Genomic DNA, 25,604 nt, shown 5'->3' with positions numbered 1-25,604 from the left:
AGGCGTTTTTCTACCTTGTTTTCTTGTATTTTGAATTTGTAATAAATATGGGAAAGAATGGTGTTCTTTGTATGTAATAGATATAGGCATTGAAGATTCAGCAAGAAAGGAAACTTTTTTGGAATAATAAAACGTGTTCGGCGTACAATAAGGAATGTTACTGGGAAATCTGATAGATTATATTATCTGTAGTTTAAAAATTCAAATTAATTGTAAATTTTTTATGTTATGATAAATGTTGTTAATAATCTATTAGTTGAAGGGACTGAAGGCATAAAAGATGAAAAAGAAAATTTTATTTTGGATTCTAGGCATTATAGGTCTTCTCGCAATTGCTGGAGGAGCTTATGCGTATCATATTTATTCTAATGTATCAAATACGTTAGAAGCAGTTCATAAACCGTTAGATCGTGAAAAATCAGAGAAGCGAGAACAAAAAGTAGATGTCGCAGATCAAAAACCGATTTCGATTTTATTAATGGGTAGTGACCAACGAAAAGATGAGACTGGTCGTTCGGATTCTTTAATGTTATTTACTTTAAATCCAAAGACAAAGTCGATGAAAATTACAAGCATTCCACGTGATTCCTATACAGAAATTATCGGGAAAGGTAAGAAAGATAAAATTAATCATGCTTATGCATTTGGTGGAATTGACATGGCTGTGAAAACAGTGGAAAACTTCCTTGATGTTCCTGTTGACCATTATATCGAAGTGAACATGGCTGGATTTAAGGATATTGTAGATGCGGTTGGCGGTATAGATGTTTATAATGATTTAGATTTTACACATGAAGGAGTTCATCTTCCAAAAGGTGATATTCACATTAATGGTGATCAAGCCTTGCATTATGCTCGTATGCGCTATGACGATCCTCGTGGCGATTTCGGACGCCAAATGCGTCAACGCCAAGTGATTCAGGCGGTAATTAAAAAGGGAGCAAATGTTTCTTCACTTGCAAACTATGGTGATGTATTACAAGCAATTCAAAAGAATGTAAAGACAAGCTTAACGCAAGAGCAAATGTTTGATATTCAAAAAAATTATAAAGATTGTACGAAAAACAGTGAAGAAGTTCAAATTCCTGGTGATGGTCATAAAGCTGAGGATGGTATTTGGTACTACTTTGTAACAGACCAGACTCGTAAAGATTTATCTAATAAATTAAGAGAACATCTTGAGCTGCCTAAGAAGTAATCTTTCATAAACCCAATTACTCTTACAGTAGTTGGGTTTATTTTTACATGCTTTTATACTAATATATATGTAGTATGAGATGAACAGATGAGGTGAACGAATGAATAAAAAAGCATTACTTGTGCTTTTTGTTTTTGTGTTATTTGTTGCTTCTGTTGTGAGCGGTAAGTTGTATTGGAATAAGAAAGTTGCCAATGCAACGCAGCAAGCGGGGGAAACGAAGCAAGAGGCTAAGGTGGAAGAAGTAAGTACACAAAAGCAAAGTGCAAAGACAGAAGAAAAAAAGCCGGAAACAAAAGTGTCCTTTAATGAAGCTTATGCAAAGAATTTACCTGATGCGGTAAAGGAAAAATTGAAGAAAGCAGCAGCTGATAAGAAGGCTGTGAATCTTGTGATTGTTGGCGATCAAGCTTCAGCGGCTAATGCTTGGCCAGCGAAGGTGACTGCTAATTTAAAGCAGGCTTATGGGGAATCACTTTGGAATGTTACTGTGAAAGAGTTTAAGGATGAAAGTACAGATGATTTAATTGCACATAAGCGCGATAAAGAAATTGCAGATACAAAGCCAGATGTGATTTTATTTGAACCGCCGTTTGTTACAGATAATAGTAAAATGGGTAACGGTAGTTCTGTAGCAAATACGCAAAAGTTTGTACAATCGTTGCAGGCAGGTGCGAAGGATGCTGTGATTATGATTCAACCGCCAAATCCAGTGTATAATGCAAAGAATTACCCGAAAGCGATTGCTGCTTTGAAGCAGTTTGCTGAGCAAAACGGTTATATATATATTAATCATTGGGAAGTATGGCCAGATCCAACGACGAAGGGTATCTTACCATATTTACAAGATGAGTTTGGTTTCCCAAGTGCGAAAGGTCATGAGCTTTGGGCACAGTATGTGACGAATTATTTTGTTGCAAAATAATGATAGTTTCACAGAATAATTAGGGAATATAATAGAGGGAATTGTCGTCAATATATAGTCGATAATTTCCTCTATTTTTATTTTTGCTGTTTGTTATACTATATAAATCATAAATAAATTGTTGCTATGCATGGTCAGATGCTCTTGCCCTCCTTAAAAAGAAAAGGAGGTTTTTATATAGCTTCGAAAGGAGGTACCCTATGAAAATACTTGTAGTCGATGATGAAGCTAGCATTTGTAATTTAATTCGGATGCAGTTAGAGATGGAAGGATATGAAGTACTTACGGCTGCGAATGGAAATGAGGCGCTACAAAGATGGGAAGAGAAGCCTGATGTATTGATTTTAGATGTGATGCTTCCTGACATAGATGGTTATGAACTTCTTCGGCTGTTTCGGGAGAAGGATCGCGATATTCCGGTGTTAATGTTAACGGCGAAGAGTCAGATGAATGATAAGTTACTCGGTTTACAGCTTGGTGCTGATGATTATGTGACGAAGCCTTTTCATTATGCAGAGCTACTTTTGCGTGTGAAAAATATGACACGGCGTGTACAGAAGAAGGAAACGATTCATCACGAAGTGATTCAGGCCAGCGAGTTTGTGATTTGTCCAAAGGAACGAAAGCTGCATGTGAATGGAGTAGAAATTCATTTGACGTACCGCGAGTTTAATTTGTGCCAGTTGTTTGTGATGAATCCTCAGCGTGTTTTTATGAGAGATGAGTTGTTAGAGAAAGTATGGGGTTTTGAGTATATTGGCAATACGAGAGCGGTTGATATTATGGTGCAGCGTCTGCGGAAGAAGCTTGGGAGTAGCGGAGAGAGTATTAAAACAATTTATGGCGTTGGCTATAAGTTAGATTGTTAAAGGTGATTGGATGTCATTAAAACGAAATATGGTACTTGGTATAGTAGGGTTATTGATTCCCATTTTGTTTCTTCTTTATATGGTGATTTATATTTCGCTTGAAAAGAGTATGTATCGAAATGCGGCAAGTTCACTCGAGAAGTTAAGTGTGGAAGCACAAATATATACGATGAATTATTTGGAGAAGGAAGCGGAAGTGGAGACGCTTGGGCCCAATTCGTTATTGATTGCTTCTTATTTAGCAAAGCGGATGGATGTTCGTGTTCAGATGATTGGGAAGAACGGAGAAGTTGTGGCGGATACGCAAAAAGGAGCACTTCTGTACCGGAATGTCGATATTGAGCGTTCGTTGCAAGGGAAGAAGGCCTATGTTGTGGAAAATGGTGATCCAGCTCCGCTTTTATTGTTTTCAAGTCCCGTTTATTACGGAGATGAAGTGATCGGGGCAATTCGGTTTGTAGATGAACTGCGTGATGAGAAGGACGTATTGATGAGTGTGAGCTGGACATTTGTCGTGACATCGATTTGTTTAGTGGCCGGGGGCATTTTCTTTGCGATTCGTTTGGCGAAGTCGCTTCATAAGCCGATTGATCAATTGAGACAAATGGCAAAACGTCTTGCCAATGGTGATTATAAAAGCAAAATTGAGTTAACAGAGTATGTGGAAATTGCGCAGTTGTCGGCTTCTTTTAATGCGATGGCTGATGCAATTGAGTTACATGTAACGCAATTAAAGGAAGAGAAGGAGAAGCAGAAGGATTTCTTGGACCGGATTACGCATGAGTTGAAAACACCGCTCACTGCCATTATTGGTTATGTCGATTTAATTCCAAAGCTGCAGCAGGAGCGCGATGTGAAGGAAAGCCTTCATTATATTTCGGTAGAGAGTCAGCGTTTATTGTCGCTGGTGGAGGAGTTATTGCAATCTTCGAAGTATGGAACGAGTACGTTTGAAGTTTCACCGACGATTGTGGATATAAAGCAAATTGTGGATGAAGCCATTTCGATTGTAAAGCCACGCTTACAGCAGTATGAGATCGAGGTTGTGAATGAGTTATATTCTACATATGTTGTGGCTGATTTTGATAAGACAAAGCAGATTTTCTTAAATGTATTTGATAATACGATTAAATATAGTGATGCTTCGCAATTAAGAGTGAGTACGGTTAGAAATGAACAGGAAGCAAAGGTGCTTATTTATGATGATGGTATTGGAATGGATGAAGAGGTGCTTGCGGAATGGAATCGTTCTTCTCATGGGAAAGTGTTATCTTCTAGTTACGGGAACGGATACGGTTTATTGATTTGCAAGGAGATTATGAGTAAGCAAGGAGGAAGTATGCGGATTGAAAGCAATGATATGGGGACGATGGTATATATCACATTTCTGTTACCGGGATATATGGAAGATATAAAACATTTGAAAGCGATTAAATGATACATTTATGAAACATTTATGCGGTATTTTCGAAACAACGTTTTTTTATCTTGGAGGTAGGCAGAAATGAAAAGGCTATCATTTCAAGCGCTCTTGTTTGTCTGCTGTATGATGTGTTTTGTCCTGTTGTTTTATTTCATTGAAGAGCAGTTGTACAACCGTGTCACGATTGTAAATGACAAGCAAGCAGTTTTAAAAGGAGCAAATGAATCTGTTCCTACTGAAGTAAGAGTAAAGCATGAAAAGTGGGGAGAAGTAGTTGTGACAGACGAAGTTCGTCTGCATGCAATTATCTCATTTTTTGATCGTATTCAAATGGAAAAGAATCATGCAAATGCCGGAGAGAAAGTATTTACTGGAGAAATAACGTACTTGAACGGGCATAAGCGTACTTTCGTAGTAGGTGATTTGTTTCAGTATGAGGCAGATGTGTACGGAAAGAGTGGTACAGATCCAATGATCTCCGCGTTTCAAACGTATTTGTTAAGTTTATATTATACGCCCGAGAGAATTAGTGATTTCTTTGCGCATGCAAAGGAAGTGGTTGTGCGGCAAGGTGATAATGTGCGTGCTGCCGATTTGGATCCCATACTTGCGCGAATCCGGCAAGCGAAACAAATTACGGATTATGCAGAAATTCAAAAGTTGCTGTATGCGCAGAAAAATCCAATCGCTTATATAACCGCCTATCAAAACGGAAAACAAATAGAGAATAGACGCGAGGATATTCTTACGATTTCTGTATATAGAGATTACTTTATTGTCCAATATCTCGGCGATAATAATGGAAATGTTATGTATATGAAAGGCTCCCTAGCAGCATTATTTGTAAAGGAGAATGTTTCATGAAAAAGATAGCCTTTTTCTTCTTTTTGCTAGTAATTGGAGGAACGATGTCTAGTTGCTCTCGAGATACTACCACTATTAAATATGATAAGAGCGGTCTTCCGATTTTAAAGGACCGTCATCTCGTTGCTTATGTTGCAGCGCGTGAAGAAGTAGGCGAGGCATTGTTATCGTCTTTTTGCAGGGCGCGCGGATGTACGTATGAATTTATTCGTCTTTCTACAGAGGAAATGTTAAGAAGAGTAGAAGCGGAAGCTGATAACCCAAAAGCAGATGTGATTATTGGGGGCACATTAGATGCTCATCAAATGATGAAGCGAAAGGACATTTCGGTTCCTGTAACAAGCCAGCATGCTAATAATATTTCAAAAGCCGTAAAAGATAAAGATGGCTATTGGTATGGTTATGAAGTAGAGCAGCTGGCAATCGCTATTAATAAGGAGCGATGGAAGCAGGAAATAGAACCGCTTGGACTTTCGTATCCCACAGAATGGAAAGATTTATTACATCCTGCTTATGCGGGGAAAATCGTCATACCTGATCCGAATGTATCAGGAACAGCATATACGTTGTTTCAATCATTAATAGATACGTTTGGAGAAGAAGAAGCAAACAAATTTGCGGTAGGGCTTGCCAAACAAGTTGCAAAAGTAACGGTTAATGGTTATATGCCTGCGGAATATGTTGCGAGCGGTGAATCGATTATCGGCATTAATTTCATCGGAGACCAGCGTATGCTGCAAAAGCAAGGCTTCCCAATTGTAAGTAAGGTACCGAAGCAAACAGGGTTATCTGTTAATGCGATTTCTAAAATACAACATGCACCGGATGGTATTATAGCGGATTTATTTATTGATTATTGTTTCTCGGAAGAAGCGGGGTATATTTTAGAAAAGGTTTCGTTTGGCGTACCAACGATGCTTGCAAAGCGTCAGCAAGAAGTGCAAGGTCAGCCAGTTGGAAGAACGAATCAATCAGTATCAGATAGTGGAATCATCGAGTTATGGAATAGACAACGTCTCTCTCAAAAGTGAAAAAAGGAGAAGAGATAATATGTTTAATTGGCTTAAGCCTGCACCAGCAATCGAGCGTTTGCCAGCGAATATGATCGACAAATTATATAAACTACTACGTATTCGTGTGTTACTTGGAATCTCGGTTGGGTATGCAGCGTATTATTTAGTTCGTAGTAACTTTACGTTATCTAGTACGTACTTAATGAAAGAATATGGTTTTACTACAACGGATATTGGTTTACTAGGTTCCGTTGTGGCGATTGTGTATGGACTAAGTAAGTTCTTTATGGGAAATTTATCAGATAAAGCATATGCTCAGCGCTTTATAGCGGTTGGGTTATTTATATCAGCAATTATAAATATTTGTTTTGGTTTTGTATCTTCATTTGGCATGATTTTAACATTATTAGTGTTAAATAATGTTTTCCAAGGTATGGGGGCTCCACCTTGTAGTACTGTAATGGCAAAGTGGTTCTCGAAGAAAGAGCGCGGTACGAAAACAGGACTTTGGAATATTTCACATAACATCGGTGCGATGCTTGTACCACCGATTGTTGGAATTGGTTTTGGTATTTTCGGTGAAAGTCATTGGCAATCCGCTGTGTTTATCTTCCCGGCGATCATTGCAATGGTGATTTCAATTCTTATGTGGATCAATGCGAAAGATACACCAGAATCTGTCGGTCTTCCGCCAATTGATGAATATCGTAATGATTATGAAGATCTTGAGAAGGCAGACAATGCTAGCAAAATGTCACCAAAAGAAATTTTGATGAAATATGTAGTGAAAAATAAATTTGTTTGGTATTTATGTATTGCGAACGCATTTGTATATTTAATTCGTTTCGGTGTAATTAACTGGGTACCAATTTATTTAACAACAGTTAAAGGATTTACAAAAACAGAAGCACATGCAGCGTTCTCAATCTTTGAAGTTATGGCAATTCCAAGTTCATTAATCGTTGGTTTGTTAAGTGATAAGTTATTCAAAGGAAAACGTATGTCACTATGTGTGTTTAGTATGGTTGGTGTTGTTATTGGAACGTTTGTATACTGGCAAGCATCTAACATACTTGTTGTGAGTGCGGCAGTTTCGATTATTGGTTGTTTAATCTATGTGCCACAATTTTTAATTGGTTTAAGTGCAATGGAATTAGTACCAAAATTTGCAGTAGGTACAACAGTAGGTATGTGCGGCTTGTTCGGTTATTTAGGCGGAAGCCTTGTTGCAAACGCAGCGATTGGTGTTATCGTTGATCGCTCTGGTTGGGACGGCTGTTTCATTCTATTAATAGCAGGTGGTATTTTATCTACTGTATTCTTATTCATCGTTCAATTTGGTCATGAAAGAAAAGAGTCTCAGAAGAAGTTGGCTTAATGATTTTGGAGAGGAGAATCTATCAATTGGTAGGTTCTCTTTTTTTTAATCAAACGTTTATGATTTGTGTAACAATACCAATTCAACTACACAAAGCCTGTCAACTAGCTCTCACTTACTAATACGTTTGAAGTGCGCCTCATAAAGTGAGACAAGTTATTTCGTTAGGCAGTAGTTAAGGTCTGAACTCTGTTCAGACCTTTGTGATTGTAGTAATTTCATTTTGTATATTAGAGGATTAGTTCGTTAAGCAACGTGCATCTACCCAACCCAATACTGTGTTTCCTACTTTGATTTTTTTCCAATTAACTGATTCTTTTGTAGCGCTTCGAACAACTTGCACATTCTGATAACTATATTTATTGATAGGGTCAATCCAACTTGCCCCATTTTCGCCATAGGGAACACTCCAGATTCCGTCTCCTTTGGAACAAGAACCCATTGTAACAGAATAATTTTCATCTTTTATATTCTCTAAATTAGCTGAAGCCCTCTCTCCATCGATCCAACCTAACAACTTACCGTCTTTCTTCACTTGATACCAGTTTGTATTGTCTTTTGTTACAGTCTTAACTACCTGAAGTGTTTGATAAACGTAATTCTTCGTACTTCCTAAATACTGAGCACCTGTAATTCCATAAGGTAAAGTCCATATACCGTTGTCATAGGCTCCGCCGATTGTAATCGTAAAATTGGCAGGTTGTGCTTCCTCAGCATTATCTAATGCTTTTTTATCGATCCAGCCAATCAACTTACCATCTATGCTAAATTTGTACCACTGCACATCACCATATGTAGCACTTTCTACTAACTGAAGGTCACGATAAGCATAAAAATCCGTTGATCCTAAATAATTCGCGCCTGGTACACCATATGGTATCGACCATATACCATTATTGGTCATTGCACCCATCACGGAAGTCTGATTAATCGATTGAATGTTTTGTAAATCACTTAACGCGCGACTATCTAGCCAACCAATAATTTTACCGTCTATGCTAAATTTGTACCATGTAACTGTATCCAAAGTCATTTTTTCAACTAGATGAATTTTTTTACCGACAAAATCATTTGTAGATCCTACATAATTAGCATTTGGTAGCCCATAAGGAGATGTCCAAACAGAATTTCCCTCTGTCCATTTCACGATTTGATTCTCATTCACACTAGTTGTAGGATTATGATCTGCTTCATAATAAGCTTTCGTCCCTTGTAGAAAATCGTCCCACGAACCACGATCCATTATGTTACTTGGACAGTATTTTCCGCTCCAGTACTGATGTTTTTTTACATTATCCAAGGATATATTAAGTTCCTTCATTAAATGAGCTGTTAATTTACGCGCATTTTCCACAGCTTTATCATAATTTCCATCTTGATTCACTGCAATTTCAATCGCAATAGATTTCCTATTACCTGCACCGTTTGTTCCATCACCGGCATGCCATCCATTTTCATCGAGAGGTAGATGCTGATAAATCTCTTTATCATCTACTGTGAAATGCCAGGATGCACCTCGATCTGTATTACCTGTCGCTTGGTTATATAAATATTGCGCGTGATTTTTTGCACCTGCACCAACACTTGTATTATCAGTCTCATGAATGGTAATATACTTTGGCTGCATCCAGTAGCCAGGACGAATATTTGAATTTCCTTTTGGAACAATCCATTCTGTAAACGGAACATCCTGAATCATACCTTTCTTCAATGTTGAAGCAGACCTACTTCGAAGTAAAGCAGATTTACCTTGAAGCAAAGAAGATTTTCCAACTGCAGATTTCCCTGGATCTTCAACAATTGCTGCTTCATTATCCCCTCGTCCATCCTCGTTTTTCATATGCTTCTCAATACTTTTCAAAGCTTGTTCATCTACTGAATGTAACTCTGTTTGTTCCTTTTGTTTCACTTGCTCCGCAAAAGAAGACGTCGGAACTGCAAATATTTCTAATGCAAGCGACATAGCCAAAACTTTATAGATTGATTTTTTCATACTATCGGTCTAACACGTATCATATATGTATAATATTTCGTGCTAAATTTCCCTCCCTTTCTAGTAAAATAACATTTGCTCCTTCAGAAACTATCTTTATCAATTACTCTGAAAGTAAAAAATCGATTCTCGCATAAAATGTATGCCATCATATAGATTAACATACTAGATATGGTCCATCACCAAACTTTAGATTTTAGCTTAAAAATAAGAAAATTGTAACTACTCAGTCACTTTGTGAAAAAAGCAGCAAAGCATTCAACATATACCCGATTGTGTTATCAAACGTTTGTTTAAGGAAGATATGCATATATGCATATTCACAAGTAATGAATTTCAAAACACGACATAGTTTGATACAATTTATAGTAGTTGTGCCAAACTATGACATACAAATGTAATAAATGTCTTATGTTTGTTGAGATATTTTGGAAAAGTTTGTATAATTTAAGTATAATGACAACTTAAACAAAAGGAGAGAGACAATGTTACCAGATACCGTTCGTACTCCGAATAAGAAGAAAAAGTGGATTATCATAGGAGTTATTGCGCTTATTATTATCGTTGCTGCTGTAAATATTTTTATTATGCAGAGTAAGAAAACAGGCAGCACAGAAGATGTGAAGTTTACGGAAGTAACAGAACGTCAGCTCAATAATACAAAACTCGTTTCTGGTCAAGTGAAACCAGGGAATATTGAGAGTTTCTATGCGGATGCGACTAAAGGAAAAGTGAAAGATATTGCTGTAAAAGAAGGTCAAGAAGTGAACAAAGGGGACAAGCTGTTCTCTTATGATAATGAAGAAGTTAATTTACAAGTGAAGCAAGCAGAAATCGAACAAAAAGTGGCTTCTATGCGCTTTGATCAAGGGAAGAAAAAAATAGATTCATTGAAACAAGATATTAAGAAAGCGAAGGATAGCGGAGCGGCGAAAGAGATGATCGATCAGTTAGAATCGCAATTAAATGAATTAGAAATGCAACAAAAAACATCGGACCTTGAAAAAGAAAAAGGGAATCTTCATATCGAAGAATTAAAGAAAAAACGAGATGAGCTTACGGTTTACAGTAATTTTGCTGGTGTTGTGCAAAAGCTTGATAAAGATGCTTCGCAAGGTTCTACGTCAGCAATGGGTGGTCAAGGGAAAGCATTTTTACAAATCGCCTCTAAAGATGCATTTCAAATTCAAGGTACATTAACTGAACTTCAAAAATCACAAATCCAAAAAGATCAAACGGTTACAGTGACGGCAAAGGCAGCGCCGAAGAAGAAATGGGCTGGGAAAATTACAGAGGTAAGTGAATATCCGACAAGTGCAGAAGTAAATACACAAGCTTCAGCAGGCGGGGAAGCAGGCGCAAATATGTCTTATTATACATATAAAGCATCATTAGATTCCCAAGATGGATTATCACCAGGGTACCATGTGTCTATTCAAGTAAATTTAGAGAATAAGAAAATGGTTGCTGTTCCTAGTAAAAGTATTGTAACAGAAAAAGATGATTCATTTGTGTATGTAGAGGAGAAAGGGAAACTTCGCAAGCAAATTGTGAAGAAAGGCTCAAGTGATGGAGATTGGACCGAAGTAGTTGAAGGCGTAACAGTAGGACAAAAGGTGGTTGAAAATCCTTCCGATAAAGTGCATGACGGAATGGAAGTGAAGAAAAAATGATTACCTTAAACAATATTCATAAAACGTATTATCAAGGAAGTTTAGCTGTACCAATTTTACACGGTATTAGTTTAAAGATTGATAACGGTGAATTTGTTTCGATTATGGGACCATCTGGATCGGGGAAATCAACGCTTATGAATATTATTGGTTGTCTCGATCGTCCAACAGAGGGCGAATATATGTTGGATGACGTGAATATTTTAACAGCAGATGAGTCAAGATTGGCGCTCATTCGAAATGAATATATCGGCTTTGTGTTCCAGCATTTTAATTTACTGCCGCGTCTTTCGGCGGTGGAGAATGTAGAGCTTCCGCTTATTTACGGCGGTATAAAGAAGGCGGAGCGCCGTGAACGAGCATTAGAGGCATTAGGGAAGGTAGGACTTGCAGATCGCGTGCATCATTTGCCAAATGAATTATCAGGTGGACAAAAGCAACGTGTGGCCATTGCACGTTCGATTGCCAATGATCCAACATTTATTATGGCCGATGAACCAACAGGTGCGCTTGATACAAAATCGGGTGAACAAGTTATGAATATTTTCACCCAGCTAAACAAAGAAGGTACAACAATTGTAATGGTTACGCATGAAGAGGAAGTAGCAGCGTATTCGTCTCGCCGCATTGTGCTTAGAGATGGAAAAATTACAGAAGATAGAAGGTGTGCTGTATGAGCTTACTAGATAGTATTAAAATCGCTCTTTCTTCTATTCTAGCTCATAAGCTGCGCTCCGCATTGACGATGCTTGGGATTATTATCGGTGTTGGTTCCATTATTACTGTCGTTGCGATTGGGCAAGGCGGGGAAGCGATGCTGAAATCTCAATTTGCAGGTACAGGTAATAATGTGATTCAGCTTCAGTTTCAAGAGGATATTGACGATCCATATTCGATGGGGATGGGGCAACGTCCAGAATTAAAAGATGAAGATATTATCGCGCTGAAAGAATTGCCAGAGATTAGTCATGTTGTTACGACGAATTCGGGTATGGAAGCACTCAATATTAATGATAAAAAAGACATGACGAATATTATTGGACTTGATAGTGAATATTTTGCGGTGAATAAAATTAAATTGACTGAAGGCCGTTCTTTACATGAATCAGATGTTGAGCAGGGCAATAACGTTGTGATGATTAGTACGAAAGCAAAGGACACTTTTTATCCGAAAGAAAATCCTGTTGGGAAAATTATCGAGGTAAAAGGTCAGCCATTGCAAATTATCGGGGTGTATAAATCAGATAATAGCTTTATGGGCATGGGCCCGTCGGAAATATTAATTCCGATTTCGCTTTGGCCAACACTATATGGAAAAAATGAAATTCAAAATATTGCAGTACAAGTAAAAAATGTTAATCAAATGGAATCGGCAGGGAAAAAAGCTGCTGGCGTTTTAAATGACCGAAAATCAAATGATATTCCAGGAAAGTATGAAGTTTTCGATATTGAGAAAATGAAAGAAAGTATTTCGAAAGTGACGAGTATTATGACAATGATCATCGGCGGTATTGCAGGTATTTCCCTTGTAGTTGGTGGCATCGGCGTTATGAATATTATGCTCGTATCTGTTACGGAACGTACACGTGAAATTGGTGTTCGGAAAGCGCTCGGTGCAACGCGCGGGAAAATCTTGCTTCAATTCTTAATCGAGGCTGTGATGTTAACACTTCTTGGCGGTTTGATTGGAATTGGTCTTGGATACGGAGGCGCTTATATCGTTTCTACATTTGCGAAATGGCCACCTCTTGTTTCATGGGAAGTTGTCGTTGGCGGCGTCTTATTCTCCATGACGCTCGGCATTATTTTCGGATTGATTCCGGCAAACAAAGCAGCAAAATTAGATCCAATCGAAGCGCTGCGCTATGAATAAAGTGAAACTTCCCTGAGTGGGTGGACTTTTACGGGCAGTTTTCTTCTCTGTTCTACTGCCCACAAATAGCGGGATAACACCCAGTTCTTATGGGTGGTGAATCTCTGTTTGAAAAAGTGGGGATTCACCACCCGTTAGAACGGGTATAAAAATAAAGGAGGTTTTACATATGGAAGCGAACGTAAACACGCAAAAGGTAAGTGGAGAGAAGCCATCATTATTTGGAATGATTACATCGCCTGGTTTGCAGTTTGAGAGAATGAGAACGAATGCACCGGTGTGGGGCGCATTTTTCTTATTAGTTTTATTTGGTGGTATTGCATTCATGGCGGTTAGCTATGCATCGTTAAACAGCCCTGAATTAGTAAAAGCACTTAAAGAAGATTCTACTGGAACTGCTAAGTACTTTATAATTGGTGGGGGATTTGTTACGGGTCTCATTATAACAATGATTATGTTCTTCATTTCTGCTGCATTCTATAAAATCATTATGATGTTTATGGGTAATGATACATCATACAAGAAATTATTATCTATTACAGTATATTCAAGTATCATTACATACATCGGTTTATTAGTGAATGCTGTATTAGCAATTGGACTAGGCAGCGATGGAACTGCACGCTATACAAGCTTAGGATCTTTATTTGAAAAAGGGACAACCGCATTTGAAATTGGAAACTCAATTGAAATCTTTACAATTTGGGGCATGTATGTGACATGGTTAGGACTACACATTGCAGCAGGCTTAAGCAAGAAACAAGCAACGATTCTTATTGTGATTTTCTTTGTTATTTCTCTTGTTTTTAGTGCTTTCAAAGGTTTTGGTGCTTAAGTAAAATGATGAGAGGGTTGTCGGGATTTCCCGACAACCTTTTTTTATGTTGCATAATGGCGCTGAAGACAAAATTGCTATGGAATTTCACATAAGGCCAGTAAAATTTAAAATGCTGCATAGGTAAATTTGAAATTTTGCTAGTCTATCATGAAATGCAGTGCGGTGAAAGGGGCACTGTTTTTTTATAAGGTAAAGGTACCGCGGAATAACGAAGAGGTATACCTTTTAGAAATGGGTTAAACGTGAAGCTAGTTACCTTTACGGAAACAGTAGCGCTGTATGAGAAGATGATTAAAAATCAAATGAAGAAGCTTCGTATTTATCGAGATTATGAAGAGTATTATCAATGTGGGCTTATTGCACTTTGGCGGGCGTATGAGAAATATGATGAGGAGAAGGGAAGCTTTCCGACATATGCGCTTGTGACGGTTCGTGGGTATTTGTTAGAGCGATTAAAGAAGGAGTGTCGTGTTCAAGAACAGGAGATTTGTACGGAGCAGCATATTTTGGAAAATATTGGCGAAGAGGAGAAGCAGAGAGAGGCGTTTGAGTATATGAGTATGCTAGAGGAGAATGAACAGTTTGTCTTATTTGAGCATTTCTACGGCGGGAAGAAAATACATGAGATTGCAACTGAATTAGGTATGACGTATCATCAAGCGCGCTGGATATATAGGCAAGCACTGAAAAAAATGCGGGCGTATGCAATGGAAAAGTGATAGAAAAAGGAGGCGATAGCCTCTTTTTTCGTAACTACTCGGCCATACATTTCATTTTCCAGCATATAAATTGCTGCCATGAAGATAAAAATGGCAATACACTTTGCTACCTTTCTTTGTTTTCAAACTTTGCGCGTGGCAGGAAAAGACACTGACCGCTCCTATACATAGCCAGTCACTCCATGAAAAAAATGCTTTTTTGCCTTTTTTTCATGGAGTGACTGAGTAGGTACCCTTTGTCTATCTGTATGTAGCGTTCGCTTAACGAAGAGGAAAAGAACGATCTATTGATAGCTTCATTTTATCTAGAAGAATGAGTTTTGCTAAAATATGACCGGCTTTCATCCATTGATTCTTCATTTGATTGGGACTAATAGGGAAAATTTGATTTTTGCCATTACGAAAATGTATGTTTGTATGGCGTGAATCGTGACGTTCAAGTCTTTCGATGTAAGCATAAAATATCCAGGAGCATGTCCAAGATGAAGGTGACTTTGTAGGAATGGCGCACATGAGGTTTTTGTGATCAATAGGGATTGGGACGTTTTGTTTAAAACGACAACATTCTTGAATGGCTAATCGTTTTCCTTCATAAGTTGAGTAGTTTCGCATAATGCAACTTTCACGAATGAGTTGTAGCGGTGTTTTCGCTGAAAAGATGATTCTTTGCGTTTCCCAAATTTTTGTTTGATAAACAGGATGAGCGTATGCCTCAAGTGCCATCGTTTGCGCGGAAATTTCATACCAATCAACTAAATCAGCCAATGAAAAAGCCTCCTCATATTGTAATGAATTACACTTTCTATTATAAAAATAAAATATAAAAATAATTTAAAGAATTTGTAAATTAATGTTAAAAAATGTATTTATTTACTTTTTTATCCCGGTATTTGCGGGAGGGATTCTCCATTAGAAATTTGTAGCTATTTAGGTTGTCTAATTTGCAATGGGATTCCATATATATGAAAATAGAAAGGATAGGCGGTGAGGAAATATGAAATGGAAATATGTGCTTCTCGCTCTGACTGTAGTACTTTTCGTATATTTAGCAAACAGTAACCCGGGTAAAGGGGAATATACAGACTGGGCAGCAAAGCAGTTTATGACACGGAATGATATTCATAAGAAATTGACGGAGGTTGAGCAAGAAGATAAAGAAGGACTTCTTGGTGAGTTAGCTACTATTGGAAAGAAATTAGCGAAGAATTATGTAGAGCCGCAAGTTGGTTTATTAATTGATCATTATACGAAGCGGAATGACTATATTTTTTTCTCGACATATACAACGGAGTTTAAGATAGGAAAAGAAAATTATAAATATGTTTCAGTCGGTATTTCACATATCTTTATACCAGTTGAAATGCCAAAAAAGAAAGAGAAGTAACCGGAATGGTTACCCCTCTTTTTTTGCTTATATGTTAATTTTCACTTCAGAAATACTCTTTTCGACAATGCGTGCGCCTTTTTTGCGAGCATGCTGCCCAAGTGATAGGAAAATGCCAGCGGATATAATGGTATCCATGACGCTGTTTACGGTTTGTTCGTTTACTGGTGTAACAGGATTTTCGATTGAGAAAGTGGTTGTTTTACCGTCTTCTTTTAAGAAAACTAGCTCTAGTACTTCCATTTGTTATTCCCTCCTTTTGTTATAGGTTAGATACGTCGGTTGTGCTGACAAGCTGAACGGAATCAAGCTTTTGCTGTTGTAATGAAGCAATTGCAGTTGCAACTTCGTGTACTTTGTTTAAGTCTGCATCTGGTTTAACATTTTTAAATTGTTTGTTTTTCATGATCGCTTTGCCGTTTTTGTCTGTGCCACCGTTTAGGACTAGACGTAAGCTCATATCGGATACAATTGTTTGAATCGCCATGTTTTTCACCCCCTTTTCGTTATATATATAGGTGGTAAGGTCAGATTTTTGGCGTGAATTTTTTTCTTTTTTTTGATACGCTTAAAAGAAATAAAATAAGGAGTTTCAAACATGAAGCGTAAATGGTTATTTTGGATTCCCGTTTTAATATGGATGGGGATCATTTTTTATTCATCTTCTCAAACATATCAAGAGCAAGATATACGTCCAGATATCACAAAATATGTGAATGTGGAATTTGTGAAAGAGCATTTTTCATGGGTATCGATTGATTATGGCGGGGGTACTCCTGTTAGCATTGTGAACAAAGGGGTCGATGGATTTCTCGAATTTTTTATTCGTAAAGGTGCTCATTTTATTGTGTTCGGTATTCTTGGTGCATTGTCATATTTCGCGTTATTAAAGTGCGGCTTTAAGCGGAAGAAAGCCTTCTGGTTGGCGCTGCTTCTCGTCGCTATGTATGCGGGCATGGATGAGATGCATCAAGCCTTCACAGGTGACCGTACACCGATGTGGCAAGATTCTGTATTAGATACGTGCGGTGGTATCACAGGTATTTTCATAAGCAATTTCGTTTGGAAAAGAAAAAGGAGCTGAAATAGCTCCTTTTTTATATAGACTTTTCGACGATATAAGATAAAGTTGCTTATACTCCTAAAAGTTCCTTCAGCTCGTTTGTTGATAGTTCTGTAATCCAGTTTTCGCTTGTAATAATTGCATTGTTGAGCGATTGTTTTCGCTCGAGCATTTCATCAATTTTTTCCTCAAGTGTTCCTGTTGTAATGAGTTTATGCACATGGACAAAGCGTTTTTGACCGATACGATAAGCGCGGTCTGTCGCTTGGCTTTCAACGGCAGGATTCCACCAGCGATCGTAATGAATAACATGGTTGGCTGCGGTTAAGTTCAATCCTGTTCCGCCCGCTTTTAAAGAGAGCAGGAAAATGCCATGTTGTCCGCTTTGGAACTGTTCGATCATTTTATCGCGCTCTTTCTTTGGTACACTGCCGTTTAAGAAGATGACGCGCTCTCCAAAGTGTTCTTCTAGCAATGTTTGCAACATATTTCCCATTCGAATATATTGCGTGAAAATGAGGCAGCTTTCATGCTGATCCCGTATGTTTTCAACGAGCTCCAATAATGTTTCTATTTTCATAGAACGATTAGTTAAGTTTGTTGGGGCATCTTCTTTTAAATAGAGAGCAGGATGGTTACAAATTTGTTTTAGTTTATTTAACATGAGCAAAATAAAGCCGCGGCGCTCAATGCCTGTTAACCCTTCCACATTCTTTAACGTATCTTGAACAAGTTGTTCATAGAGCGATGCTTGTTCTGGCGTTAACGGACAGTATGCTTTTTGCTCTTGTTTATCTGGTAAGTTCAAGGCAACCAATTTATCTTGCTTCGTGCGGCGCAGTAAGAACGGTGCGATTAAACGCTGCACTTGCTGAATCTTTGTTTCGTCGCGGTCCTTTTCAATCGGCGTTACGAAGCGGCGCTGAAACTGCGGTAAACTGCCAAGATAACCGTGATTCAGAAAGTCAAAGATTGACCATAATTCTGACAAACGGTTTTCCATCGGTGTTCCTGTTAAAGCGACTTTATGATTTGCTTGTAATTTTCGAACAGCACGCGATTGTTTCGTGTGCGGGTTTTTAATATTCTGCGCCTCGTCAAGAATAATCGCATCCCAGCGCTGTGAGCTGAGTTCTTCTTCATCAAGCTGCGTGAGTGCATAGGATGTTAGAATTACATCGGCATCTTGCATAAAAGTGGACAAACCTTCTCCTTTTGCCCGGCTACCGCCGTAATGAAGCTTCACTCGTAAGCTCGGTGCAAAGCGCTCGAACTCTTTTTGCCAGTTACCGAGAACAGATGTGGGCGCCACAATAAGCGCTGGGCCTGTTTTTAGTTTGTGTTCTTTTATATATAGTAAGTAAGTAATTGTCTGGATACTTTTTCCGAGTCCCATATCATCGGCTAGTAACGCACCAAATCCAAGCTCTCGTAAATAGAGGAGCCACTCGACTCCTTGCTGTTGGTATGGCCTTAATGTTGCTTGTAAGGAAGATGGTACTTGTATAGATGGAATTTCTCCGATGTGCAGCAATCTGTCAAACAGCTTGTCATAATAATCATCGAGTTCGATTTCCATATCTGCGAATGGACTATCTTCTTCGATTACTTCTGTTTCTGCTCCGCGAAGTAATCGCTGCTGCACGACGTCTTTCATTTCAAGTCCGTATTTGTCTGCTTTCTTCATCAGCTTCTTCACTTCTTCGATAAAAGCAGGGTCAAGTCTCATCCATTGTCCGTTTATATGGATAAGGCGTCTGTTTTGTTCAATGAGCGCGAGAAATTCCGTCTCTGATAAATTGATGCCGTTTGTAGAAATACGCCAGTTAAAATCAACGAGCGTATTCATGCCAAAGAATGCCTGTCCTGCTCTTGCATTATGTTTCACTTGGATGCGCAGCTTTGGTTTATTTGCTTTCAAGTTTTGCCACCATGATGGCAGTAAAATATCAACCCCAGCTGCTAGCAATTCATTGCTGGCTTCTGTTAAAAAGCGCCATGCTTCCGTTTCGTATAATTCACTTCGAAATAGATCATCTTCCATTAACCAAGGTACGAGTTTGCCGAAACCTTCTTGCGTTTCCGTAATACGTGCTTCGTGTTTCAACCATCTTTTCGGTAGTGATTCAGCATCTTTATATACGTATATTCGATGAGTGCCGCGCTTTGGAGTTAATATGGTTTCGAGCTGCCACGTTTCAAAATTATTCTCCGGTTCTTGGAGGCGGAGTCCAACTGCAAATGGAAGATCATCTTCGATATAGCCAATTTTACGCAGCCAATCGTTTTCATGAATGGCAGTTTCGAGCTGTCTTTTCGTAAAGTCATAATGCTCATATAGGCGCTGTGCATCTTCCCATGTTTCGCCAGAACGAGTATGATGGCGCAGTGTTTCATTAATTGCTTCTGAAAACAGTGCTTGTACCGTCTCATCTATTGCTTCCTCATGAGCGATTTTCCAGGAAGGATATCGATGCCATTGTTTTATATCTGGAAGGAAGTCTCCTGTCCTGTAAGCTTCCCACATTTTTTCTGCCATTGGCGCGAGTTCGCTAATCGTTGCACTTGTTTGTAGCTTGGTAAATGAATTTACCGGCTTTTTGGCGATATATTCAAATGCTTGAGTAGCATTTAAAATGATGCCGCTCCGCTGTTCATAAGTTCCTTCTTGTAGAAGTGTTCCATAGAAAGAGGAGGAGTGCCATGTGAACGCATGTTGTTTCCAGCTGCTTAAAGGCAAACTGTTCCCTGTTTCATCTTCTGCCCAAAGAAACCAGTTTTGTTTCATTCGTTCGAGCCGAATGATAATATCAATTTGTGTTTTCATGGATCAACTTCCCTTTCCGCAGTTCTTCTTGTAATGCTCGCAGTCGTGAGTGAGAGGATGCAATGATCATAATGAAAGACTCCCATTCATCTATCCGTTTGAGCTTTTTATAAAGTGTTCTTAGTTTTTTTAAGTAACGAACAGCTCTGCGGTACGATTTGCGATTCTTTTCTTCAATCGCTTGCAATGCAGCATAATGATAGAGTGGAAGAGCAGCTTCCGGCGCTTCTTTTTCAACTTCTTTTAATGCTTCTTTTAACAATTCAATGGTTTCAAACCCATACAGTAAATGGAGCTCAGTCCATGTGTGATATTGCTTTTTAGCGAGTACATACTGTTCATAGCTGGTGAAGCTATATGGTAATAATTCTTGAAGAATCATCTCATAGCCAGCTTGTTCGTTCGTATGCGTTGCATATGTTTCATACATCACCATAAATAAGCGGACAACATCTTTCACAAAGTATGAATCGTGCTCGGTCGTTATCGTGTCTTTCACTCGCTTGTAGGTGAAGGACAGCCACTGTTTTGCCCGCTCCCACTGCATGGAACTTAATAAATCTTCAAGCCAATCAAAGTACAGGCCAACAATTTGTGGTGGCTGCGCTTTTAGTACATCCATTGCCTCTTTATCTTTTCGCTGTAGAAAGAGAAGATGAGCGGATGCAAGTGCTTTTGATAAGGGTTGCATTTTTGTTTCAATCCGCTGTTGTTCTTCCTGTATCCAGTCGGGTTCTACAAACAGCTCTCCCCATAGGTGGCGATAAATAAAAAATCGCTCCTGTGTATAAGAAGAGGCAGAGAAGAAGATTGTATGTAGCATTTCGGCGATGTGCTGTAGAAATGGTTGAAATACATCTTGAAATGGTTCAGCTTTCAAATCTTGTACAATGTTTTCTATTTTATTAACAAAGAGTCGTACAATATTAATTGGTTGATGATAAGAATAGAGTTTGTCCTCTTCAAATGTTTCAATCTCTTTAAGTAGCTTCTGAAAAGAAAAGAGTGCTGCACTTAGTTTAAATAATTCGTGAACCGTAACAATGCGCGGTGCTTTTCGTTCAATTTTCATATAGAACTCCGTGAAAATATTCATCAGAAAATACATTTGTTTGTATGAAAGACGTGCGTGTTCTTTCGCAAATGCATCGTACTCAGATTCGAAGTACGGAAACCAGCTTTCATAATTTGTATCGTTAAAATCGGTCATTTGCAGCATTTGCCGCGCGGTGCGAATGGGCGGGAGCGCCGGCTTCGTTTTCTTCTTAAATAAAGTTAGAATGTCTCCTACTTGTCCAAAGCTTGAAGCTGCATATAGTAATATGGCGAGCATATGCTCACATTGCGTCGGTGAAAAGCAATCACAGTAACTTTCGGACACGTTTCGAATCGGAATATTTACGCTATAAATATCTCCGTCATGTTCGACTGTTCCTGATAATGTATATCCATCGAAATCAACGTTATACACGAGTCCACTACGATAGAGCTGAAGTGCATTTGATACTTGTTCCTTGTCAGCCGCTTGCTGTGGATCGAGTCCTTTCAAAAACTCATTGGCAATTTCCATAATTTCATCTTTCGTAATTGAATGTTGCAGCATACTGTTCCTCCGCGCAAAAGATTTCCTTCTTTTCTATTATAAGGTGAAACTTCCCTCAGTGGGGAGTAGTTAAATGAACTAGGCTCTTATGGGCAGTTATCTCCTAATTTTTTCCCTTTCATTCAACTAAAAAGACTATCTCTTTTAGGAAGAGGTAGTCTTTTGCTGTAATATGCTTTGTACGTAAGGGTCTTGCAAAATCATTTTGATTAAAGGAATCGTTTTATTTTTGAAGTGGTAGCCAGTATCAATTGGAAATGGCTTTTGGCTGCCAGGCTTGACGCCGTATTGTATGATTTTGTATTCTACGTCCCTGCCGTGCTGTAAGATAATGAGTCTATAACGATTATCGTCATGCTCTAATGAAAAATCAATTGCAGTTGCATCGTATGTAACTGCATCTTTATATATATATGGAGTTGGTGTACCAATCCAGTCAACGCTTGCATTTATATCCATATGAAATCCTCCTTTCTTCTATTATAAGAAAAATAAGAGCCAGCTCTCAACTGATGAGAGCTGGCTCGTTTTTTTTTTAGCAACAATAGTAATTAGTCTATAATTTTCACTTTTACAGTTTTACGTCCCCAGTTGTTCGCAGCGCTGTCAGAGCCTACTAGGACGTCGATACGATTTCCTTTAATTGCACCGCCAGTATCACCAGCAACTGCTTCACCGTATCCTTCTACCCAAATTTTTGAACCAAGTGGAATGACTTTCGGGTCAACGGCAACCATTTTCATATTTGGGTTTGCTGTTAGGTCATGCCCCATTGCAGATAATACGCGACCGCCATGTGTGCCGCCATTTTCGCTTGGATGAGCTGTGTAAGCAGTTGCGACAACTGTTAATTCACGGCCATTAGCTTTTTCAGCTTTTGTTTCTGTAGCATTCTGCGTTTCTTGAGCCTTAGCTGGCCCGGCTTTTGCCGGCGCAGGTGCTTGTTCCTGTGCTGTTACGACAGGTGCATTACCTGTTAAGAAAGGAACATTTACATAAGCTGTTTTTCCGTTATATTCAAATTGTAACCAGTCGTTTTGAACTTGATGTGTTGTTTCGATCACATCATCTTTCTTTAATGTACCCAGAATTTCTGAGTTTGTGTTTGCATCAGCGCGTACGTTTAATACGTTTGCTGTTACATAATAGATGTTTTTCGTAAATTCTGCGCTTACGAATCCTTCTTTACCATTTAGGTTCACTTTTAGCCAACCGTTTTCTGTATTTTTAACATCTAATTTATTACCATCCAGTACTTTTCCTACAACTTTTGATTCAATAGTTGGGTTTTCTCGTACGTTTAGTACCTCTGTTTTAACAACTGTTTCTGCTTGTGCAGAAGAAGTGAAAATCCCAAGACCAAAAACTGCTACTGTTGCTATACCAAGTAACTTTTTCATGAAATAGCCTCCAATGCTTTTGTTTTCGTGACCTCATTATAGCAACAGATTTTTGGGGGAAATGGGAAAACACACAATTACAAACCATTCGTAACAGTTCATTAACACTTTGTAATATAAAAAGAAGTATAAGGAAAACGCTCTTTTCTTATGTTTTAAAGGATTCTATTCCATATTTACGGATTGAGGAACGGAAATGAGATATTGCAAAGTAGTTAATCGTATTTCACCCATATTACAAAGTTATTATGGAAGTGTTGCGTAAACAGAGGATTTTCTTAATTCACAAGCAGCATAGTTATAAAAATATAATCAATTTGTGCTACCTTTCACAAATTATAGCCCGATTTTAAGGAAAATCATCATGTAATTGTTACAAAAAAAGAAGGTGTCATAGAACAAATTTGGCCTGTTTCATTTCTGTAATAGTACGTGAATGGGATAATTGAGGAGCTTACTTAGTGACATTTCTCTCTATATATAAGTAAAAAAAGACATAAATGCTAGGGGAGGAGGAGAGTATCTGGCTGTCATAGAAGCAATCAGGGCCTTACCTGCCACATGCGAGTGCAAATTATATTGTATTCTGCATAGCAGCGACTTAGATGTTGAAATATTATATAGATAAATGTCTTTGTAAAATATCGTCTATGAGCGCAAACGAGAAGGCAGGCAGAACGAGTTTGAAGCATCATTAGGTATGAGATATTTAATTTTGCATGATATTTACAAAAAAGTGTCGAAAATGTGTTGTCACATCTTTCTAAATGTGCTATATTATTTCCTGTAAGCGATTTCAATTAAAGTTTCATGGCAATCAGGGGAGGACATCAAGAATAATGAGACGTTACGAACGAAAGTGGAAACATATTTGTTTAAAGCGTGCTACACAACGAGCGATACATGAAAACGCAGAGCAGAAAATAGAGAAAACTACAGGGGAGCGAGAAAAGCAACTTGTCTTGCAAAAGTAGTATCCACTTTTTTTCGTATATATTATAAGAAAGTATTACGTTCATTGGGGGATGGGCGTGAAGTAACTTTCAACTAAGGGGTATTAGTTCGATATATAAGTTTTACGGCTAAAATAAGCGCAGAGCATACGGCAGCTCTGCGTTTATTTTTTTGCTTATTGGGTCTCTATATATACACGTTCAAAAAACGACATAAAAATTCCTTTCTTTTTAGGGGGGAGACGAGAGTATCTGTATGTGACTTAGATATCGAAAAATTAAAAGTGTAAATGAAAAAGACCCATCTTAAGTGAAAAATGAACTTAAGATGGGTCTTTTTCATTTATTAAAACATCATGCCTGCTACAGCAGCGTTTAGGAAGTTTGCTAATGTACCTGCAATTACCGCTTTAATTCCCAATTGTGCAATTTGTTGGCGGCGTGAAGGAGCAAGTGTACCTGTCACACCTAATTGAATAGCAATAGATGAGAAGTTTGCGAATCCGCAAATTGCAAACGCTAAAATAACGTTTGTTTTATCAGAAAGCTCTGCCATATGCTTAGCTAAGTTTCCATATGCAACGAATTCATTTACCGCAAGCTTTTGTCCGATATAACCAGCAGCTTGAATCGCTTCATGAGGCGAAACCCCGATTAGTATAGCGAATGGAGAAAGGAGGTATCCAAAAATTAAATCAAGACTTAATTTGATATGGAACCAAGAACCGATCCATCCTAATAAACCGTTTAATACAGCGATTAATGCGATAAATGCCATGAGCATTGCTGCAACGTTAATAACAAGCTGCATCCCTTCAGATGCACCGCGTGCTGCTGCGTCAATAACGTTTGCATCTGTACGCTCTGTAGAAAGCTCTACATCGTTATTTACTTTTTCTGTTTCAGGCATCATTAATTTTGCAATTAGTAAGCTTGAAGGTGCAGCCATAATAGCAGCTGCAAGTAAGTGTTCAAGTGGAATTCCCATTGCCGCATAACCAACAAGTACCGATCCGGCAACAGATGTCATACCGCTAACCATAATAGCGAAGAATTCACTATTCGTTACGCGATCTAAGTAAGGTTTAATTAAGATCGGTGCTTCCGATTGTCCTAAGAAAACAGTTGTAACAGCATTTAAGCTTTCTGTTTTTGAAGTTCCAAGAAGTTTGCTTAACCCGCCGCCAATAATTGTAATAAACCATTGCATAATACCAAAATAATATAATACGGCTACGAGTGAGCTAATGAATACAATTGGAAGTAATGCTTGAATAACAAAGACGAAGCCCCAAGGCCCTTTTGCGTTAGCTAAACCACCGACAACGAATTGAATTCCTTCATACGAGAAGTTAATAAGAGTTTGTACGCCGTCAGCAGCATGCTTTAAAGCCGCTTTTCCTGCGTCCCATCTTAAGACGATGAAGGAGAAAGTAATTTGCAGTGCAAGCGCAATTGAAATCGTGCGCCAATTAATAGCTTTGCGGTTGGAAGACAGTAAAACTGCAATTACCAAAACTCCAAACACGCCGCCAATTCCCCATAAAACATTCATGCTTGTAAATCCCCTCTCTGAATTGTTGGAACATTGCAAATAGTATGATTGCT

Annotated in this window: 24 protein-coding genes; 15 read left to right on the top strand and 9 right to left on the bottom strand. The window is 38.4% G+C overall.

The window, feature by feature from the left end:
- Window positions 1–280 precede the first annotated feature (280 nt).
- The 7 genes from tagU to PLX19_RS16480 all read left to right on the top strand — a co-directional run bounded on the left by tagU (window position 281) and on the right by PLX19_RS16480 (window position 7,670).
- Window positions 281–1,198, top strand: a complete 918-nt coding sequence (gene tagU, locus PLX19_RS16510; RefSeq protein ID WP_272189825.1) for a polyisoprenyl-teichoic acid--peptidoglycan teichoic acid transferase TagU — start codon at window positions 281–283, stop codon at window positions 1,196–1,198.
- Window positions 1,199–1,298: 100 nt separating this feature from the next.
- Window positions 1,299–2,123, top strand: coding sequence for an SGNH/GDSL hydrolase family protein (locus PLX19_RS16505; protein WP_272189824.1), 825 nt, complete (start codon window positions 1,299–1,301; stop codon window positions 2,121–2,123).
- A 200-nt stretch (window positions 2,124–2,323) separates the two neighbouring features.
- The gene (locus PLX19_RS16500; protein ID WP_272189823.1) at window positions 2,324–2,992 is read left to right on the top strand and encodes a response regulator transcription factor; all 669 of its coding nucleotides are present in this window, start codon (window positions 2,324–2,326) and stop codon (window positions 2,990–2,992) included.
- A gap of 10 nt (window positions 2,993–3,002) precedes the next feature.
- Window positions 3,003–4,430 (top strand): sensor histidine kinase, encoded by a 1,428-nt coding sequence (locus PLX19_RS16495; RefSeq protein ID WP_272189822.1) that lies wholly within the window; start codon window positions 3,003–3,005, stop codon window positions 4,428–4,430.
- Window positions 4,431–4,496: 66 nt separating this feature from the next.
- Window positions 4,497–5,279: a DUF3919 family protein gene (locus PLX19_RS16490; RefSeq protein WP_272189821.1), complete on the top strand. Its 783-nt coding sequence runs from the start codon at window positions 4,497–4,499 to the stop codon at window positions 5,277–5,279.
- Window positions 5,276–6,310, top strand: coding sequence for an ABC transporter substrate-binding protein (locus PLX19_RS16485; protein WP_272189820.1), 1,035 nt, complete (start codon window positions 5,276–5,278; stop codon window positions 6,308–6,310). The genes PLX19_RS16490 and PLX19_RS16485 overlap by 4 nt, the downstream gene beginning before the upstream one ends.
- Before the next feature lie 19 nt (window positions 6,311–6,329).
- Complete coding sequence (locus tag PLX19_RS16480) at window positions 6,330–7,670, top strand: MFS transporter (protein WP_272189819.1); 1,341 nt, start codon at window positions 6,330–6,332, stop codon at window positions 7,668–7,670.
- A 238-nt stretch (window positions 7,671–7,908) separates the two neighbouring features.
- Here the strand turns inward: PLX19_RS16480 and PLX19_RS16475 are convergent, their stop codons facing one another.
- The gene (locus PLX19_RS16475) at window positions 7,909–9,633 is read right to left on the bottom strand and encodes a GW domain-containing glycosaminoglycan-binding protein (RefSeq protein WP_442869059.1); all 1,725 of its coding nucleotides are present in this window, start codon (window positions 9,631–9,633) and stop codon (window positions 7,909–7,911) included.
- 515 nt (window positions 9,634–10,148) lie between these two features.
- Here PLX19_RS16475 and PLX19_RS16470 point away from each other — a divergent pair.
- The 5 genes from PLX19_RS16470 to PLX19_RS16450 all read left to right on the top strand — a co-directional run bounded on the left by PLX19_RS16470 (window position 10,149) and on the right by PLX19_RS16450 (window position 14,766).
- Complete coding sequence (locus tag PLX19_RS16470; protein WP_272189817.1) at window positions 10,149–11,336, top strand: efflux RND transporter periplasmic adaptor subunit; 1,188 nt, start codon at window positions 10,149–10,151, stop codon at window positions 11,334–11,336.
- Window positions 11,333–12,013, top strand: a complete 681-nt coding sequence (locus PLX19_RS16465) for an ABC transporter ATP-binding protein (RefSeq protein ID WP_272189816.1) — start codon at window positions 11,333–11,335, stop codon at window positions 12,011–12,013. Before PLX19_RS16470 ends, PLX19_RS16465 begins: the two co-directional genes overlap by 4 nt.
- Window positions 12,010–13,209, top strand: coding sequence for an ABC transporter permease (locus PLX19_RS16460; protein ID WP_272189815.1), 1,200 nt, complete (start codon window positions 12,010–12,012; stop codon window positions 13,207–13,209). Before PLX19_RS16465 ends, PLX19_RS16460 begins: the two co-directional genes overlap by 4 nt.
- A gap of 169 nt (window positions 13,210–13,378) precedes the next feature.
- Window positions 13,379–14,044, top strand: coding sequence for a Yip1 family protein (locus PLX19_RS16455; RefSeq protein WP_272189814.1), 666 nt, complete (start codon window positions 13,379–13,381; stop codon window positions 14,042–14,044).
- A gap of 245 nt (window positions 14,045–14,289) precedes the next feature.
- Window positions 14,290–14,766 carry a sigma-70 family RNA polymerase sigma factor gene (locus PLX19_RS16450; protein WP_272189813.1) on the top strand — a complete coding sequence of 159 codons (477 nt, stop codon included), beginning with the start codon at window positions 14,290–14,292 and terminating at the stop codon, window positions 14,764–14,766.
- A gap of 261 nt (window positions 14,767–15,027) precedes the next feature.
- Here the strand turns inward: PLX19_RS16450 and PLX19_RS16445 are convergent, their stop codons facing one another.
- Window positions 15,028–15,531 carry a competence protein ComK gene (locus PLX19_RS16445; RefSeq protein WP_272189812.1) on the bottom strand — a complete coding sequence of 168 codons (504 nt, stop codon included), beginning with the start codon at window positions 15,529–15,531 and terminating at the stop codon, window positions 15,028–15,030.
- A gap of 229 nt (window positions 15,532–15,760) precedes the next feature.
- Here PLX19_RS16445 and PLX19_RS16440 point away from each other — a divergent pair, with 229 nt between their 5' ends.
- Window positions 15,761–16,150 carry a DUF4359 domain-containing protein gene (locus tag PLX19_RS16440; RefSeq protein ID WP_272189811.1) on the top strand — a complete coding sequence of 130 codons (390 nt, stop codon included), beginning with the start codon at window positions 15,761–15,763 and terminating at the stop codon, window positions 16,148–16,150.
- Window positions 16,151–16,177: 27 nt separating this feature from the next.
- Here PLX19_RS16440 and PLX19_RS16435 read toward each other — a convergent pair whose 3' ends face one another.
- Window positions 16,178–16,393, bottom strand: a complete 216-nt coding sequence (locus tag PLX19_RS16435) for a DUF2922 domain-containing protein (protein WP_272189810.1) — start codon at window positions 16,391–16,393, stop codon at window positions 16,178–16,180.
- A 19-nt stretch (window positions 16,394–16,412) separates the two neighbouring features.
- Window positions 16,413–16,637 (bottom strand): DUF1659 domain-containing protein, encoded by a 225-nt coding sequence (locus PLX19_RS16430; protein ID WP_272189809.1) that lies wholly within the window; start codon window positions 16,635–16,637, stop codon window positions 16,413–16,415.
- A 111-nt stretch (window positions 16,638–16,748) separates the two neighbouring features.
- Here PLX19_RS16430 and PLX19_RS16425 point away from each other — a divergent pair, with 111 nt between their 5' ends.
- Window positions 16,749–17,234: a VanZ family protein gene (locus PLX19_RS16425; RefSeq protein ID WP_272189808.1), complete on the top strand. Its 486-nt coding sequence runs from the start codon at window positions 16,749–16,751 to the stop codon at window positions 17,232–17,234.
- A gap of 49 nt (window positions 17,235–17,283) precedes the next feature.
- Here the strand turns inward: PLX19_RS16425 and PLX19_RS16420 are convergent, their stop codons facing one another.
- The 4 genes from PLX19_RS16420 to PLX19_RS16405 all read right to left on the bottom strand — a co-directional run bounded on the left by PLX19_RS16420 (window position 17,284) and on the right by PLX19_RS16405 (window position 23,043).
- On the bottom strand, window positions 17,284–20,040 hold the full coding sequence (locus tag PLX19_RS16420; protein WP_272189806.1) for a DEAD/DEAH box helicase: 2,757 nt from the start codon (window positions 20,038–20,040) through the stop codon (window positions 17,284–17,286).
- Window positions 20,024–21,643, bottom strand: a complete 1,620-nt coding sequence (locus tag PLX19_RS16415) for a hypothetical protein (RefSeq protein WP_272189805.1) — start codon at window positions 21,641–21,643, stop codon at window positions 20,024–20,026. Before PLX19_RS16415 ends, PLX19_RS16420 begins: the two co-directional genes overlap by 17 nt.
- A gap of 144 nt (window positions 21,644–21,787) precedes the next feature.
- Window positions 21,788–22,102, bottom strand: coding sequence for a DUF3910 family protein (locus tag PLX19_RS16410; protein WP_272189804.1), 315 nt, complete (start codon window positions 22,100–22,102; stop codon window positions 21,788–21,790).
- Between the two features lie 92 nt (window positions 22,103–22,194).
- A complete protein-coding gene (locus tag PLX19_RS16405; protein WP_272189803.1) occupies window positions 22,195–23,043 on the bottom strand; it encodes a 3D domain-containing protein in 849 nt (282 codons plus the stop codon).
- Window positions 23,044–23,882: 839 nt separating this feature from the next.
- Between PLX19_RS16405 and PLX19_RS16400 the strand changes: the two genes are divergently transcribed.
- Window positions 23,883–24,017 (top strand): hypothetical protein, encoded by a 135-nt coding sequence (locus tag PLX19_RS16400; protein WP_272189802.1) that lies wholly within the window; start codon window positions 23,883–23,885, stop codon window positions 24,015–24,017.
- A 325-nt stretch (window positions 24,018–24,342) separates the two neighbouring features.
- Here PLX19_RS16400 and PLX19_RS16395 read toward each other — a convergent pair whose 3' ends face one another.
- The gene (locus PLX19_RS16395; RefSeq protein ID WP_272189801.1) at window positions 24,343–25,551 is read right to left on the bottom strand and encodes a NupC/NupG family nucleoside CNT transporter; all 1,209 of its coding nucleotides are present in this window, start codon (window positions 25,549–25,551) and stop codon (window positions 24,343–24,345) included.
- Window positions 25,552–25,604 lie beyond the last annotated feature (53 nt).

It is taken from the genome of Bacillus sp. BP-3, from assembly GCF_028401955.1.
In the GTDB taxonomy this organism is placed as follows: Bacteria; Bacillota; Bacilli; order Bacillales; family Bacillaceae_G; genus Bacillus_A.
Note: the sequence above shows the minus strand (reverse complement) of the source record. Positions and strands in the feature narration are given on the sequence as shown.

Coding starts and splice junctions, on each gene's coding strand:
- tagU (WP_272189825.1), top strand. CDS start 281: ATGAAAAAGAAAATTTTATTTTGGATTCTAGGCATTATAGGTCTTCTC.
- PLX19_RS16505 (WP_272189824.1), top strand. CDS start 1,299: ATGAATAAAAAAGCATTACTTGTGCTTTTTGTTTTTGTGTTATTTGTT.
- PLX19_RS16500 (WP_272189823.1), top strand. CDS start 2,324: ATGAAAATACTTGTAGTCGATGATGAAGCTAGCATTTGTAATTTAATT.
- PLX19_RS16495 (WP_272189822.1), top strand. CDS start 3,003: ATGTCATTAAAACGAAATATGGTACTTGGTATAGTAGGGTTATTGATT.
- PLX19_RS16490 (WP_272189821.1), top strand. CDS start 4,497: ATGAAAAGGCTATCATTTCAAGCGCTCTTGTTTGTCTGCTGTATGATG.
- PLX19_RS16485 (WP_272189820.1), top strand. CDS start 5,276: ATGAAAAAGATAGCCTTTTTCTTCTTTTTGCTAGTAATTGGAGGAACG.
- PLX19_RS16480 (WP_272189819.1), top strand. CDS start 6,330: ATGTTTAATTGGCTTAAGCCTGCACCAGCAATCGAGCGTTTGCCAGCG.
- PLX19_RS16475 (WP_442869059.1), bottom strand. CDS start 9,633: ATGTCGCTTGCATTAGAAATATTTGCAGTTCCGACGTCTTCTTTTGCG.
- PLX19_RS16470 (WP_272189817.1), top strand. CDS start 10,149: ATGTTACCAGATACCGTTCGTACTCCGAATAAGAAGAAAAAGTGGATT.
- PLX19_RS16465 (WP_272189816.1), top strand. CDS start 11,333: ATGATTACCTTAAACAATATTCATAAAACGTATTATCAAGGAAGTTTA.
- PLX19_RS16460 (WP_272189815.1), top strand. CDS start 12,010: ATGAGCTTACTAGATAGTATTAAAATCGCTCTTTCTTCTATTCTAGCT.
- PLX19_RS16455 (WP_272189814.1), top strand. CDS start 13,379: ATGGAAGCGAACGTAAACACGCAAAAGGTAAGTGGAGAGAAGCCATCA.
- PLX19_RS16440 (WP_272189811.1), top strand. CDS start 15,761: ATGAAATGGAAATATGTGCTTCTCGCTCTGACTGTAGTACTTTTCGTA.
- PLX19_RS16435 (WP_272189810.1), bottom strand. CDS start 16,393: ATGGAAGTACTAGAGCTAGTTTTCTTAAAAGAAGACGGTAAAACAACC.
- PLX19_RS16430 (WP_272189809.1), bottom strand. CDS start 16,637: ATGGCGATTCAAACAATTGTATCCGATATGAGCTTACGTCTAGTCCTA.
- PLX19_RS16425 (WP_272189808.1), top strand. CDS start 16,749: ATGAAGCGTAAATGGTTATTTTGGATTCCCGTTTTAATATGGATGGGG.
- PLX19_RS16420 (WP_272189806.1), bottom strand. CDS start 20,040: ATGAAAACACAAATTGATATTATCATTCGGCTCGAACGAATGAAACAA.
- PLX19_RS16415 (WP_272189805.1), bottom strand. CDS start 21,643: ATGCTGCAACATTCAATTACGAAAGATGAAATTATGGAAATTGCCAAT.
- PLX19_RS16410 (WP_272189804.1), bottom strand. CDS start 22,102: ATGGATATAAATGCAAGCGTTGACTGGATTGGTACACCAACTCCATAT.
- PLX19_RS16405 (WP_272189803.1), bottom strand. CDS start 23,043: ATGAAAAAGTTACTTGGTATAGCAACAGTAGCAGTTTTTGGTCTTGGG.
- PLX19_RS16400 (WP_272189802.1), top strand. CDS start 23,883: ATGAGACGTTACGAACGAAAGTGGAAACATATTTGTTTAAAGCGTGCT.
- PLX19_RS16395 (WP_272189801.1), bottom strand. CDS start 25,551: ATGAATGTTTTATGGGGAATTGGCGGCGTGTTTGGAGTTTTGGTAATT.